The sequence below is a fragment of the Peteryoungia aggregata LMG 23059 genome (assembly GCF_030814435.1).
Lineage (GTDB): Bacteria > Pseudomonadota > Alphaproteobacteria > Rhizobiales > Rhizobiaceae > Allorhizobium > Allorhizobium aggregatum.
On the sequence record NZ_JAUSUW010000005.1, the window covers coordinates 222094 to 235978 of the forward strand.

At 62.3% G+C, this 13885-nt stretch carries 11 protein-coding genes and 1 tRNA gene; 11 read left to right on the top strand and 1 reads right to left on the bottom strand.

Features of this window, described 5'->3' with window-relative positions:
* Positions 1-183: 183 nt before the first annotated feature.
* From J2045_RS10410 to J2045_RS10440, 7 genes are all read left to right on the top strand, one after another.
* Positions 184-1575, top strand: a complete 1392-nt coding sequence (locus J2045_RS10410) for a sirohydrochlorin chelatase (protein ID WP_307372402.1) — start codon at positions 184-186, stop codon at positions 1573-1575.
* 1115 nt (positions 1576-2690) lie between these two features.
* Positions 2691-3335 carry a precorrin-8X methylmutase gene (locus J2045_RS10415; RefSeq protein ID WP_307372770.1) on the top strand — a complete coding sequence of 215 codons (645 nt, stop codon included), beginning with the start codon at positions 2691-2693 and terminating at the stop codon, positions 3333-3335.
* Entirely contained in the window at positions 3328-4569 is a 1242-nt protein-coding gene (cbiE, locus tag J2045_RS10420; protein ID WP_307372404.1) for a precorrin-6y C5,15-methyltransferase (decarboxylating) subunit CbiE, read from the top strand. Before J2045_RS10415 ends, cbiE begins: the two co-directional genes overlap by 8 nt.
* Before the next feature lie 157 nt (positions 4570-4726).
* Entirely contained in the window at positions 4727-5467 is a 741-nt protein-coding gene (cobI, locus tag J2045_RS10425; RefSeq protein ID WP_307372406.1) for a precorrin-2 C(20)-methyltransferase, read from the top strand.
* Positions 5464-7464 carry a precorrin-3B C(17)-methyltransferase gene (cobJ, locus tag J2045_RS10430; protein ID WP_307372409.1) on the top strand — a complete coding sequence of 667 codons (2001 nt, stop codon included), beginning with the start codon at positions 5464-5466 and terminating at the stop codon, positions 7462-7464. Before cobI ends, cobJ begins: the two co-directional genes overlap by 4 nt.
* 171 nt (positions 7465-7635) lie before the next feature.
* On the top strand, positions 7636-8415 hold the full coding sequence (cobM, locus tag J2045_RS10435) for a precorrin-4 C(11)-methyltransferase (RefSeq protein ID WP_307372410.1): 780 nt from the start codon (positions 7636-7638) through the stop codon (positions 8413-8415).
* A gap of 90 nt (positions 8416-8505) precedes the next feature.
* Positions 8506-9471, top strand: a complete 966-nt coding sequence (locus J2045_RS10440) for a nucleoside hydrolase (RefSeq protein ID WP_307372412.1) — start codon at positions 8506-8508, stop codon at positions 9469-9471.
* A gap of 90 nt (positions 9472-9561) precedes the next feature.
* On the opposite strand, the gene J2045_RS10445 is transcribed toward J2045_RS10440, so the two are convergent.
* Entirely contained in the window at positions 9562-9708 is a 147-nt protein-coding gene (locus tag J2045_RS10445; RefSeq protein WP_006728511.1) for a DUF1127 domain-containing protein, read from the bottom strand.
* Positions 9709-10281: 573 nt separating this feature from the next.
* Between J2045_RS10445 and J2045_RS10450 the strand changes: the two genes are divergently transcribed.
* The 4 genes from J2045_RS10450 to tig all read left to right on the top strand — a co-directional run bounded on the left by J2045_RS10450 (position 10282) and on the right by tig (position 13860).
* The gene (locus J2045_RS10450; protein WP_307372419.1) at positions 10282-11391 is read left to right on the top strand and encodes a DUF2157 domain-containing protein; all 1110 of its coding nucleotides are present in this window, start codon (positions 10282-10284) and stop codon (positions 11389-11391) included.
* On the top strand, positions 11388-11963 hold the full coding sequence (locus J2045_RS10455) for a GDYXXLXY domain-containing protein (RefSeq protein ID WP_307372421.1): 576 nt from the start codon (positions 11388-11390) through the stop codon (positions 11961-11963). Before J2045_RS10450 ends, J2045_RS10455 begins: the two co-directional genes overlap by 4 nt.
* A gap of 149 nt (positions 11964-12112) precedes the next feature.
* Positions 12113-12197: transfer RNA gene (locus tag J2045_RS10460), tRNA-Leu, on the top strand.
* A 184-nt stretch (positions 12198-12381) separates the two neighbouring features.
* Positions 12382-13860: a trigger factor gene (gene tig, locus J2045_RS10465; protein ID WP_307372423.1), complete on the top strand. Its 1479-nt coding sequence runs from the start codon at positions 12382-12384 to the stop codon at positions 13858-13860.
* Positions 13861-13885: the final 25 nt, after the last annotated feature.

Consider the following 13885-nt stretch of genomic DNA (forward strand, 5'->3'; position numbering starts at 1 on the left):
TTCGATAAAGCTCGTGGTAATGTGCGACGGCGCCTGTTCGACAGGCTGGAAATAGTCCGGTGCGGCCGACCCAATCAGGGGGCCAATTCCGGAGCTGTCCCAAAGGCCATGGACCGTGCCGAAAGGCGCGATAAGTCCGGCGCTTCGTACAGAAAGAAAAACGAAGCAGGGAGGCCTTGTATCATGGCGGAAAAACTCGGAATCATGGTCTGCGGCCACGGCAGCCGCAATCAGAACGCGGCGAAGGAATTCGCCGTGATCGCGGAAGCGCTGCGCGCCCGCAACCCCGACATGCCGGTGGAATACGGCTATCTCGAATTCTGCAATCCGGTGATTTCGGCCGGTCTGGACAGCCTGCGCGAACAGGGTGTGACCCGCGTGCTGGCGGTCCCCGGCATGCTGTTTGCCGCCGGTCACGCGAAGAACGACATCCCCTCGGTGCTCAACACCTACCAGGCGCAGCACAAGGATTTTGTCATCAATTACGGCCGTGAACTCGGCATCGACCTGAAGATGATCCGTGCCGCCGGCGACCGCATCCAGACGGCAGTCGACGAGGCCAACGAGACACTCGGTTTCGTCGACAAGCACGAGACGCTGTTGATGGTGGTCGGTCGCGGCTCCTCCGATCCGGACGCCAACTCGAACGCCACCAAGGTCATGCGCATGCTCTGGGAAGGCATGGGCTTCGGCTGGGGCGAGACCTGCTATTCTGGCGTGACCTTCCCGCTGGTCGAGCCGGGCCTGACGCACGCCGCCAAGCTCGGCTACAAGCGCATCGTCGTCTTCCCCTATTTCCTTTTCACCGGCGTCCTGGTGAAGCGCATCTACAGCTACACGGATGAGGTCGCGGCGCGGCATCCGGAGATCCAGTTCGTCAAGGCGAGCTATTTGAACGACCACCCGCTGGTGCTTGATGCCTTCCAGGATCGCGTCAAGGAGATCCTCGAAGGTGCGGCGGTGATGAACTGCCAGATGTGCAAGTACCGTGAACAGGTTCTCGGCTTCGAGGCCGACGTCGGCCAGCGCCAAGAAAGCCACCACCATCATGTCGAGGGTATCGGCGGCGGGTTGGAGAACTGTCCCTGCAAGGGCGATTGCGATGCCTCCTGCCGCGATCCGGATTTCTGTCGCCAGCATGGTCTGCCCTGGACGCCGGTGCACAGCCATGCCGAGCCGGCGCCGCTGAAGCCGGTGCCCATCGAGCCGGCCTTCGACTACGCGCCGTCCTTCACTTTGGGCGGCAAATATGCAGTCCTCAAGGACAAGACGCCGGATGCCGATCTGCAGGCCGTGATGGATGCACCGTCCTCGGGCAAGGCGGCCCATCACGAGCATGGACCGAACTGTGGCTGCGGCCATCACGAGCATGATCATGGGCACGACCACAACCATGCCCATGCGCACGACCATGGGCACCATCACCACCATGATGACCATGATCACGGCCACCATCATCATGGCCATAATCACGAACACGATCATGGCCATTCGCATGGTCACGATCACCACCATGCGCCTTATCCCCATGCCGATCATCCCTTGGGGCCGAAGTCGATGCAGAAGAAAAAGTAATGCCGCTCTTCGATCGCATCCTGATCGTCGACTGGTCGGGGGCCGGGCAACCGGTCACCGGCAAGAACTCGCTCTGGGCGTGCCTCGCCCGGCGCGAGGGCGATCGCTGTGAGATCGAATGGAACGAGAATTTCTCGACCCGTCATGCCTTTATGCAGAAGCTTGATGCGGTGGTCGGCACTGCCATTGCTGAAGGCCAACGCCTCCTCTGCGGCTTCGACTTCGCCTTTGGCTATCCGGCGGGTACCGCCGAGCGGCTGACGGGTGAGCCAAACTGGCGGGCCCTCTGGCGCAAGATCGCCAATGAAATCGAGGATGCGCCTGACAACCGCAACAACCGCTTCGATCTCGCCTCGCGCTGGAACGCCACCCATTTCGCCGGCGAACCGCGCTTCTGGGGACGGCCGCATCAGCATGTCTATGCCGATCTCTCCGACAGGAAGCCGCCGGCACCGACAGGGGCCCCGTTCGCCTTCCGCCGCTCGGAGCAGTTCGCCAAGGGGGCGAAATCCGTCTGGCAATTGAGCTACAATGGTTCCGTCGGCAGCCAGACCCTGCTCGGCATCAACAGGCTGTCGCGTTTTCTTGACGAGAGCGGCCACGCTGAACACGTCGCCGTCTGGCCGTTCGAGACAGATTTCGCCAAGGTTTTCGACAAGCCCGTCGTTTTCGCTGAGATCTATCCCTCGCTCTTTACGCTGGCCGCTCAGGACGAGGTGAAGGATCAGGCGCAGGTCAGGACCGTTGCCGAGGCTTTCGCCCGGTTTGATGCGGATGGGCGACTTGCGATACTGCTGGATCGTCCGGCGGTGCTGTCCGATGAAGAGGTGTCAACCTCTATTGCGGAAGAGGGCTGGGTGCTCGGGATCGGGCATCGGGAGCTGGAGGTCGTGGGCGAAGACACCCCCCTCTGGCCTGCCGGCCATCTCCCCCACAAGGGGGGAGAACGGACTGCGGTGGCCGCCGAGACCTCCGTTGACACTCTTGGCAAAAGTAATATGTCTCAGGCTCAATCTAGCGCTGTAACGGCTGTCACTGACGCGGCCGCACGGCAAACCCCACTCTCCCCCCCGTGTGGGGGAGATGTCGCGCAGCGACAGAGGGGGGTATTCCCGATGAATGCACCGCTCGACTACATCCGCGACCCCGCCGAAATCTATCGCCAGTCCTTCGCCACCATCCGCGAGGAAGCCGCTCTTGACCGTTTCCCCACGGTCCTCCAGCCGCTGGTCATCCGCCTCATCCATGCCTGTGGCATGGTCGATCTCGCCGATGATATCAGGTGGTCCGAAGGCGCCTTCGAAGCGGGTGCCGCAGCGCTTGAAAAAGGGGCGCCTGTTCTTGTCGATGTCGAGATGGTCCGCCACGGCATCATTCGCCGCCTGCTGCCGGTCGAAAACCAGATCCTCTGCCTCCTGAACGACGAGCGCGTACGGCCGAAGGCGGACGAAATCGGCAACACCCGCTCGGCCGCCCAGGTGGATCTCTGGGACGAACATCTCGCAGGCGCAGTCGTCGCGATCGGCAATGCACCGACGGCGCTCTTCCGCCTGCTGGAGCGCATCGATGCCGGCGCGCCGAAGCCAGCGATCATTCTCGGATTTCCCGTCGGCTTTGTTGGTGCCGCTGAAAGCAAGGATGAACTGATCGCCCATTCCAGAGGCATCCCCTATATCGCCGTGCGCGGTCGCCGTGGCGGCTCGGCCATGGCATCGGCTGCTGTCAACGCCCTGGCGGGAGGGCTCGGCACCAATGTCTGATCGCGTACAGGGCCCCTGGCTGACCATCATCGGCATCGGAGACAACGGGCTCGAAAGCCTGACGCCTGAGGCCCAGGCCATCGTCTGGCAGGCGGAAACGCTTGTTATCGGCGAGCGGCTGGATGCGGTGATCGATGGGTCGAGCCTCCCCGAGTTGAAGCGGATCCTCACCTGGGGCGCCGGTTTTCGCGAGACGCTGGCCGAAATCCTCAAACTGCGGGGCACGCCGGTCACGGTGCTCGCCACCGGTGACCCCATGCATTTCGGCATTGGGGCTACGCTCAGACGCTATGTAGGGGCGGACGAGATGTTTGTCCTTCCGAGCCCGTCGGCCTTTTCGCTTGCTGCCGCCCGTCTTGGCTGGCCGCTGCAATCGGTGACGCAGATCTCGCTGCATGGCCGCCCGCTCGCTTTCCTCAATCGACACGTCATGCCGCGCGCCCGCATTCTGGCGCTGACTTCTGATGCCTCCACAGTGCAGGCCGCTGCCGTGCTGCTCGCCGAACGCGGCTTCGGCGCTTCCGTGCTGCAGGTGCTCGAACATATGGGCGGCACACAGGAGCGTATCCTCCGCATGACGGCGCTGGAAATGGCCGAGACCTGCCCTCACATATCGGATTTCAACACGCTGGCCATCGATTGCGCCTGGGACGGACCGCTGCTGGCGCCCGTACCGGGCCTGCCCGATGAGGCATTCCGCCATGACGGGCAGCTGACCAAGCGCGAGATCCGTGCAGCAACGCTCGCCCAGCTCGCGCCCTTTCCGAATGCCCGTCTCTGGGATGTCGGCGCCGGCTGCGGCTCGATCGCCATCGAATGGATGCGCGCAGGCATGGGCACCAGGGCGATCGCGATCGAGGCGAAGCCCGAGCGGCTGGCGATGATCCGCGACAATGCCGAAATCCTCGGCGTGCCAGATCTCGACGTGGTCGAAGGTGAGGCGCCCGCGGTTTTGGCGGGCTTGAAGACCCCGGACGTGATCTTCATCGGCGGCGGCATCAGCGGTGAGGGGCTGTTCGAGGCCTGCTGGGCAGCGCTTCCCCCCGGCGGACGGCTGGTCGCCAATGCGGTGACGATCGAAGGCGAGGCCAAACTCGTCGATCTTCGCAGCCGCCACGGCGGAGAGCTGAGCCGAATTCAGGTGGCGCGCGCGGCCCCGGTCGGGCGCTATTGTGGCTGGAAGTCGCTGATGCCGGTGACGATGTGGACGGTTGTGAAGGGAGAGGGGGCATGAGAGTGCATTTTTGCCCCTCATCCCCCTGCCGGGACCTTCTCCCCGTGAACGGGGAGAAGGCGCCAGAACGCTGGCCGCACCGGCCTTCTCCCCGCTTGCGGGGAGAAGGTGCCCGAAGGACGGATGAGGGGCAATTAGCATTCCAGGAGCAGCATACATGACCGGAAAACTCTATGGCCTTGGCCTCGGCCCCGGCGATCCGGAGCTGCTGACGCTGAAGGCACATCGCATCCTGACCAGCTGCCCTGTGGTTGCCTATCCGGCGCCCGATACCGGACCGAGCTTTGCCCGCCAGATCGCGGCTCCCTATCTGACCGCCGCTCAGCTGGAGGTGCCGATCATCGTGCCGATGCGTGTCGAGCGCTTTCCGGCGCAGGACATTTACACCAAGGCCGCCGAGACGCTGTCGCATCATCTCGATGCCGGATCGGATGTCGCCGTGCTGTGCGAGGGGGACCCCTTCTTCTACGGCTCCTTCATGTATCTCTTTGAGCGGCTCGCCGATCGTTATCCGACCGAAATCGTGCCGGGCGTCTCCTCGATGATGGCGGCCGCTGCCGGTCTCGGTCGTCCACTTGCCGCCCGCAACGACGTGCTGACGGTGCTGCCCGGACCTCTTTCGGATCAGGAGCTTGCAGCCCGAATTGAGGCGTCGGGTGCTGTCGCCATCATCAAGCTCGGTCGACACTTCGCCCGCATCCGCGCCCTGATCGAAAGCCTCGGGCTGACAGCGCAGGCCGGATACGCGGAGCGCGTCAGCCTTGCCGAACAGAAGCTGACACCGCTTGCCGATGTGGCAGAGGACACCGCCCCCTATTTCTCGATGATCCTGATCTACAAGGGTGACGAGCGCTGGCATCCGGCTCTCGCCAAGAAACTTGGAAGCGGAGCCGCATGACGCCTGTCTTTGCCTCCCCGGCCACACCCGCCGTCGTCATTCTGAGTGCATCAGCCGCTTCCCTTGGCCGCCGCATTGCGAAGGACATCGGAGGAGAGCTGCATGGCGCTGCGGCCCGCGTCACAGAGGCGGATGTTCGTTTTGCCTCTGCCAAGGACCATGTGCAGGCGCTCTTTGCTGCCGGTCGACCCATCGTGGCCGTCATGGCCTCTGGCGCTTTGATCCGGCTGATCGCTCCGCTTCTGTCAGACAAGCACTCGGAACCGCCGGTCCTCGCTGTGGCCGAAGACGGGTCCTCCGTTGTACCATTGCTCGGTGGTCACCACGGCGCCAACGACCTCGCGCGGCGTATAGCCGGCGCGCTCGGTGCCCATGCCGCCATCACCACAGCCGGCGATCTCAAGTTTGGCGTGGCGCTCGATCAACCGCCTGATGGCTTTGTGCTTGCCAATCCCGAGTGCGCCAAGGCCGTCATGGCGGAGCTTGTCGCGGGCGCTGGCGTGCGGCTCGGCATCGATGGCGTTGCGGGTACCCCCCTCTGGCCTGCCGGCCATCTCCCCCACAAGGGGGGAGAGCAAAACGCCGCCAATGTTGCCTGTGAGGCCGGCAGCGAAAAGACCGCCCACTCTCCCCCCTTGTGGGGGAGATGTCACGAAGTGACAGAGGGGGGTGCCCTGCCTCCACTCACCGCCTGGCTCACCCAATCAAGACTTCCATTCCAACAAGAGGCCCGCGTGACGCTCTCCGTGACCGACCAACAGAAGACCGCAGGCGAGCTGGAACTCGTCTATCATCCGAAGACGCTGGTGCTCGGCATGGGCTGCGAGCGGCATGCAAAGCCGGAAGAAGCCATCGCGCTCGCCGAGGAAGCGCTCACTAAGGGCGGGTTTGCAAGGGCAAGCCTGGCCGCCGTCTGCTCGATCGATCTGAAGGCGGATGAGACGGCGATCCATGCGGTGGCCGCCCATTTCGGCGTGCCGGCCCGCTTTTTCACGGCAGCCACGCTGGAAGCCGAAGCGCCGCGTCTGAAGAACCCGTCCGAAGTCGTCTTTGCCGAAGTCGGCTGCCATGGCGTGGCGGAAGGGGCAGCGCTGGCTGCTGCCGGCGCCGAAGGTGAACTCGTCATCGAAAAGATCAAGTCGAAGGGGGCAACAGCCGCGATTGCGAGGGCCGCTGATATCATCGACCCGAAGACGGTAGGCCGTGCCCGTGGCACGCTCTTCGTCGTCGGCATCGGTCCGGGTTCGGACGGCTGGCGGTCGCCCGAGGTCTCGCGCATGGTCGCGGCCTCCACCGATCTCGTCGGCTACTCGCTCTATCTCGATCTTCTCGGGCCTCTGGCCGAGGGCAAGACCCGCCACGATTTCGATCTCGGCAAGGAAGAAGCCCGCGTCGTGCATGCCATGGAGCTGGCCGGTGAGGGAAAGACGGTGGCCCTGGTCTGCTCCGGCGATGCGGGCATATATGCCATGGCGACGCTGGTCTTCGAGCTATTCGACAAGGGCGGCATCACCGATGGTGCCAGCCGCATCGAAGTGCAGGTCTCGCCGGGCATCTCCGCACTCCAGGCTGCCGCTGCCCGCATCGGCGCCCCGCTCGGCCATGATTTCTGCACCATCTCGCTCTCGGACCTTCTGACCCCCTGGGAGCATATCCAGCGCCGGGTGAAGGCGGCGGGCGAGGGCGATTTCGTCATCGCCTTCTACAACCCGGTGTCGATGAAGCGCCGCACGCAGCTCGCCTATGCCCGCGATGAATTGTTGAAGTATCGTCCGGCCACGACCCCCGTCATCCTCGCCACCAATCTCGGCCGCGAGGGCGAAAACGTCCGCACCGTGCCACTTGGCGAATTGAATGTCGACGATGTCGACATGCTGACCGTCGTAGTCGTTGGCTCGTCCGAGAGCCGGACGGTGACAACAGGCGACGGCAAGACCTGGGTTTATACGCCACGCGGATATTCCGGGAAGGCCGATACGGGGATGAAGAGCGTTTGAGACCTCAGGGCATGCTGCCCCTCATACGGCTGCCGCCACCTTCTCCCCGCAGGCGGGGAGAAGTCCGATGGCACAGGCGTCTTGCCTGCTTCTCCCCGTTTACGGGGAGAAGGTCCCGGCAGGGGGATGAGGGGCTGAGCGACAGCCATTGAATTGAAAGGGAAATGAAGCATGACCGTCTATTTCATCGGCGCCGGGCCGGGAGCCCCCGATCTCATTACCGTGCGCGGCCTGCGGCTCATCGAGCGCTGCCCGGTCTGCCTTTATGCCGGCTCGCTGGTGCCGGAGGAGATCGTCAAGGCAGCACCCGAGGATGCACTCGTCAAGGATACGGCCCCCATGCATCTCGACGAGATCATCGCGGATATGGTGGCAGCCCATGCGCGCGGCGAGGACGTCGCCCGTGTGCATTCCGGTGATCCCTCGATCTATGGCGCAATCGCCGAACAGATGCGCCGGCTCGATGCTCTCGGCATTCCCTATGACGTCGTGCCCGGCGTGCCGGCCTTTGCCGCGACCGCAGCACGGCTGAAGACCGAGCTCACTTTGCCGGAGATCGCCCAGACGGTGATCGTCACCCGCACCGAGATGAAGGCCTCCTCGATGCCGGAATTCGAGACGCTGGAGATTCTGGGCAAGTCGCGGGCAACGCTTGCGATCCACCTGTCGATTCGCAACCTCACCCATATCCGCGATACGCTGACGCCCTATTACGGCGAGGATTGCCCTGTTGTGATCGCCTATCGCTCCACCTGGCCGGATGAACTCTTCATCCGCACGACCCTGAAGGACATGGCGGAAGAAGTGCGCAAGGCGAAGATCACCCGCACGGCCCTGATCATGGTCGGCAAGGTCTTCGGTCATGTCGAATTCCGCGACAGCGACCTCTACAATTCCGACTTCAGCCATGTGCTGCGCAATGTCGGGAAAAAGAAGAAGGCGGGCGCCTGAGCGCCGGTCTTCCCGCCGTCACGCTTCGGGTCTATCGTCGCGCCCACGCTGCGCCATCAGGTCAACAACAACAAGAAAAGGACTGTTCCCATGCACAAGGTTATCTTCGATACGGATCCGGGCGTCGACGACGCCATGGCGCTCCTCTTCCTGCACCATCATCCTGACATCGACCTCCTCGGCATCACCACGGTTTTCGGCAATGCCGAGATCGACGTGACCACGCGCAACGCGCTGTATCTGAAGCGTGAATGGAAGATCGACGCCCCCGTTTCACGCGGCGCCGGCGAGACCTTCATTCCGCACCGTGTCAGCCACGAGCCGCCGAAATTCATCCATGGCGATGACGGCCTCGGCAATATCGGCGTGCCCGAGGTGACGGATGTCCATCCCGATCCGCGCGCCGCCCATCGCTTCATCGTCGAGACGGTCCGCGCCAATCCGGGCGAGGTGACGATCGTTGCTGTCGGACGCATGACCAATCTCGCCAATGCGCTGAAGGAAGACCCCGAGATCGTCAATCTCGTGAAAGAGATCGTCATCATGGGCGGCGCCTTTGACGTCAACGGCAACGTGACGCCGGCCGCCGAAGCCAATATCCATGGCGACCCGGAGGCCGCTGATATCGTCATGACCGCCCGCTGGCCGGTGGTCGTCGTTGGTCTTGATGTCACCATGCAAACGGTGATGACGCGCAGCCAGCTCGCCGACATCAGGGACGCCGCCGGCACCAGCCGCGCACGCCTGCTCTTCGATCTGTCGCAGTTCTACATCGATTTCTACGAGGGGCTGGTCGATGACGGCATGGTCGTGCATGACAGCTGCGCCTGCGTCTATGTCGTGGCACCGGAACTCTTCAAGACCCGCAGCGGTGTCATCCGCGTCGTCTGCGGCGGCCTTGCCGATGGCCAGACGATCCAGAAGCCGGATGGCCGCAGCTTTGGTCCCTCCGATTGGGATGGTGACCTGCCGAGCCAGAAGATCTGCACTGAGATCGATGCGCCGGCGGTGCTGAAACTGATCCACGACGTGATCGTGGCCGTCCGCGAAGACTGAGCAGCCGCGCCGAGCCGACAAAGAAAAACCCCGGATCTGGGAGGAGATCCGGGGTTTTTCTATTTGGGATCCGACCGAAGTCGGGACCAATCAGCCGTTGACGGCGTGACGGGCAACGCGACGGATGTCTTCACGGCCGATGCCGAGGTCACGCAGTTCGCGGTCCGACATGCGGCCGAGTTCGGTGATGGTCTGACGATACTTGCGCCAGTTGTTGAGCGAGCGAGCAATGTTCATTGGGTCTACCTCTTTGGTGGTTGGACCCATCCGTGGGCCCCTTCGAATTTGATGAGGTGAATATATGCTGCATTGCGAAACGATTGAAGACATAATGCGGCAGAGCACCCATGCATCAGACGCATATCAATGGATTTAACGCTTTGTTAATTGATGCTTTTTTGAGCGTTTGCCTTGTGCAAAACAACGCCCGGTAAACGGGCATGCCGGAGGAGCGGTTCAACTCAATTTGCATTTGGGGAAGCACAGCACAAAAAAATAACGCTCACCGGGGGAGGAGGTCCGGTGAGCGTCATTTTTGCAGACCAACGACTGGGAGGAGGAGTGTCGTTGGCCAATCGATCCCGCTTTGGGAGGAGGAGTAAGCGGGTCGAAGAAGAAGCGCCAGAAGTTCCGTCGCTCTGTTGAAAATGAATATAGGCGACACTTACGAGTTTGTGCAGTGCAAAATGAACATGGAAGGCATGCGGTTCTTGCATGGGCTGAGGATGCTCTCAACGAAGGTTCCGGCATCGGCTTGTCTTTCCCGTGGCGCCGTTTCAGATTGCGCTTGGATTTAAGGGGGTAACGGTGATGTACAGAGGCAGGCTGAGGCGCGACCTTGACGACTGGGTAAAGCGCGGATTGCTCGACGCGGTCACGGCAGGGCGATTGCTCGACGATGTCGACCGGCGTGGCGCCGGCTTCAGCATCGGGACGATCCTGTCGATGTTCGCCGCCGTCCTGATTGCTGCGTCGCTTTTGATGCTGGTTGCCGCGAACTGGGACGTGATTCCACGCCTCGTCAGAGTGGCCGGAATCATCGGGCTGATATGGATCTTCCACATTGTCGCTCTGGTGGCCCGCAGTCGTGGTGCCGATCGCATCGCCGCAGCTTCCCTCGTTCTCGGGTCTGCTGCCTTTGGCGGGGCCATTGCCCTGATCGGCCAGCTCTACCACCTCTCGGGCGATACCTTCTCCGCCATGTTCCTGTGGTTCTCTGTCACGGCTGTTTCTGCAGCGCTCTTCCGATCCGGCGCGCTCACTGTCGTTGCGGGCGTCCTGTCTCTCGTCACTTTTGGTGGCGGCTTCGACAGTTTCGGCTGGAGTATCGGCAGTCATGGTCTCTGGGCCTGGTGGCCGCCCTTCGGCGCGGTCGCAATCTTCGGTCTGTCGCACTGGACGGGAGCGAGCCGGGCGAAACATTGCGGCTACATTCTTCTGGTCATCTGGATCTGGTGGATGACGATCCTCGACCGGGAAGAGGTCTATGCCTTCGCCGTGGCACTTGCCGCGACATTGATCTTCCTTGCTCTGACTTTCCCGCGTTCGCCCCTGCAACCATTGCACCGCAGGCTCGGCGCATCGGCCAGTTTCTATACCCTTGTCCTGGCGCTGAGCGGCTTTGCCTATGTGCAGGGCAGCGCCCTGGACGCGGGCTCGATCGCCGTGCTGGGTGTGATCATTCTCGGCATCTCGATCGCAGCGCTCGCATTGGAGGGGCGGGACAATGGCGCGGTGCGCTACCTCGCTTACGGCGCCTTTGCGGCGGAGGTCCTCTACCTCTCCTATGAGACGATCGACAGCATCCTGGGGACCTCTGCCTTCTTCCTGCTCTCGGGTCTCGTGGTCGCCCTTCTGGCCTTTGTCGTCATTCGTCTCGAGAAACGATTCTCCCGTCCCGTTGCGGAGGTGAAGCCATGATCGCCGCGAAACCCTTTGCCGCCGTGGCGCTGTTCGTCGCCCTCGCTCAGACGGCAATCCTCGGCTCCATGATTGAAGGCCGCGCCTCCATTTTGAGATCCGGATCCGAGGTGCTGCTGAAAACGGCGCCGGTCGATCCGCGCGATCTCCTGCGCGGCGACTACGTCATCCTCACCTATGACATCTCGACGATCTCCACGACGTCGATAGCAGGCATCCGACCGAGGGACGGCGAAGTCGCAAACCTGCATGTGCGCCTGAAGCCTGGTGCCGATGGTTTCTGGACCGTCTCCCAGGCCTCCTTCGATCCGCTTCAGGCGGAAGAAGGCAGCGTGCTCCTGCTTTCGCAGCCGATCACGATCTACGGCTGGGAGTGGGAAAGCGCCGGAAATCTGATCGTCTCCTATGGCATCGAGCGCTTCTACGTGCCGGAAGGCGAGGGCAAGCCGATCGAGGATGGACGCAATGAGGGACGTGTCTCGGTCGCCGCCCGCGTGTCCGATGATGGTCAGGCACAGATTCGCGCCCTGATGCTGGACGGCGAGCCGCTCTACGAGGAGCCGCTCTATTGAGCTGCGTCATTCGCCCGCTGCAAAGCCTGTGAGGCCTGTCCGGCGGGCCTTGCAACACTGTCATTTTTCCTTTGCGTGGGGGAAAACGGGTGTTATAGAGACGCGCGCTCCGGAGGGGCCATGCGCGAAGGCAGCATGCGCTTTTGGACGCGGGTATGGTGAAATTGGTAGACACGCCAGATTTAGGTTCTGGTGCCGCAAGGCGTGGGAGTTCAAGTCTCTCTACCCGCACCAGCTAAGCCGCGCGGGATCGATGAGAGAACACCGAGGTGTGGCTCCCGTCAGTCCGGCGCCGTTTTGCTTGGCAGATTGTTGACGATTGCGACGCAGCCACGTCCGGGAAACTCAATTCCGGCGTCGTGCTCAGAGAAAACCACCGGCTGTCCGAGCACGGCCGCCACGACATGAAGGTAAGAACATGCAGGTTATCGAAACGCTCGCTGAAGGGCTGAAGCGCGAAATCAAGGTCGTCATTCCGGCCAAGGAGATGGAACAGCGCATGAACGAGCGTCTGGCCGAGGTGAAGGACAAGGTCCGCATCAACGGCTTCCGCCCGGGCAAGGTGCCGACCTCCCATGTCAAGAAGATGTACGGCAAGTCGATCATGGCTGAACTCGTCAACGAGATCATCCGTGACAAGCCGTCGGCAATCCTGTCGGAGCGCGGCGAAAAGTCGGCGACCCAGCCGGAAATCGTCATGACCGAGGACGAGAAGGAAGCGGAAAAGATCCTGTCGGCTCAGGCTGACCTGGAGTTCACGCTCTCCTACGAAATCATCCCGGCGATCGAGCTGAAGTCCGTCGACGGCATCAAGGTCACCCGTGAAGTCGTTGAAGTCTCGGAAGACGAGATCAACGAGCAGATCCTCAAGATCGCAGAAAGCGCCCGCACCTTCGAAACCAAGAAGGGCAAGGCCGCTGAAGGCGACCGCGTCACCATGGATTACCTCGGCAAGGTCGATGGCGTTGCCTTCGACGGTGGCAAGGACGAAGACGCAGAACTGGTCATCGGCTCCAACCGCTTCATCCCGGGCTTTGAAGACCAGCTCGTCGGCCTGAAGGCCGGTGACGAAAAGGTCATCACCGTGACATTCCCGACCGAGTACCCGGCTGCCAACCTCGCTGGCAAGGAAGCCACCTTCGACATCACCGTCAAGGAAGTGGCTGCTCCGGCTGCCGTCGAGATCAACGATGAGCTCGCCACCAAGCTTGGCGTCGAGTCGGTTGACAAGCTGAAGGAAATCGTCCGCGGCCAGATCGAGAGCCAGTTCGGCAACGTCACTCGCCAGAAGGTCAAGCGTCAGATCCTCGACCAGCTGGACGCTCTCTACAAGTTCGAGTCGCCCTCGAAGCTCGTCGATGCCGAGTTCGACAACATCTGGCGCCAGATCAACACCGATCTCGCCCAGTCCGGCAAGACCTTCGCTGACGAAGACACGACCGAAGAAGCAGCCCGCGAAGAATACCGCGCGCTGGCCGAGCGTCGCGTCCGCCTCGGCCTCGTTCTGTCCGAAATCGGCGAAAAGGCCGGCATCGAAGTGACCGAAGAAGAGATGCAGCGTTCGCTCTTCGCCCAGCTGCAGCAGTTCCCGGGCCAGGAAAAGCAGATCCTCGACTTCTTCCGCAACACGCCGGGTGCCGCAGCTTCGCTGCGCGCGCCGATCTTCGAAGAGAAGGTCATCGACAAGCTGCTCGCTGAAGTCTCGGTAACCGACAAGACCGTAAGCAAGGAAGAGCTTCTGGCAGACGACGCCGAAGAAGGCGAAACCTCGGCCAAGAAGGCAGCTCCGAAGAAGAAGGCTGCTGCCAAGGCTGACGACGCTGCCGAAGGCGAAGACTCCGCTCCGAAGAAGAAGGCCGCACCGAAGAAGAAGGCCGCCGAAGGCGACGCCGAGTAAGCTTCGTGCCGTGATATGTTGAGAG

Coding starts and splice junctions, on each gene's coding strand:
- cobJ (WP_307372409.1), top strand. CDS start 5,464: ATGACGCCTGTCTTTGCCTCCCCGGCCACACCCGCCGTCGTCATTCTG.
- J2045_RS10445 (WP_006728511.1), bottom strand. CDS start 9,708: ATGAACATTGCTCGCTCGCTCAACAACTGGCGCAAGTATCGTCAGACC.
- J2045_RS10450 (WP_307372419.1), top strand. CDS start 10,282: ATGTACAGAGGCAGGCTGAGGCGCGACCTTGACGACTGGGTAAAGCGC.
- tig (WP_307372423.1), top strand. CDS start 12,382: ATGCAGGTTATCGAAACGCTCGCTGAAGGGCTGAAGCGCGAAATCAAG.
- J2045_RS10410 (WP_307372402.1), top strand. CDS start 184: ATGGCGGAAAAACTCGGAATCATGGTCTGCGGCCACGGCAGCCGCAAT.
- J2045_RS10415 (WP_307372770.1), top strand. CDS start 2,691: ATGAATGCACCGCTCGACTACATCCGCGACCCCGCCGAAATCTATCGC.
- cbiE (WP_307372404.1), top strand. CDS start 3,328: ATGTCTGATCGCGTACAGGGCCCCTGGCTGACCATCATCGGCATCGGA.
- J2045_RS10455 (WP_307372421.1), top strand. CDS start 11,388: ATGATCGCCGCGAAACCCTTTGCCGCCGTGGCGCTGTTCGTCGCCCTC.
- J2045_RS10440 (WP_307372412.1), top strand. CDS start 8,506: ATGCACAAGGTTATCTTCGATACGGATCCGGGCGTCGACGACGCCATG.
- cobI (WP_307372406.1), top strand. CDS start 4,727: ATGACCGGAAAACTCTATGGCCTTGGCCTCGGCCCCGGCGATCCGGAG.
- cobM (WP_307372410.1), top strand. CDS start 7,636: ATGACCGTCTATTTCATCGGCGCCGGGCCGGGAGCCCCCGATCTCATT.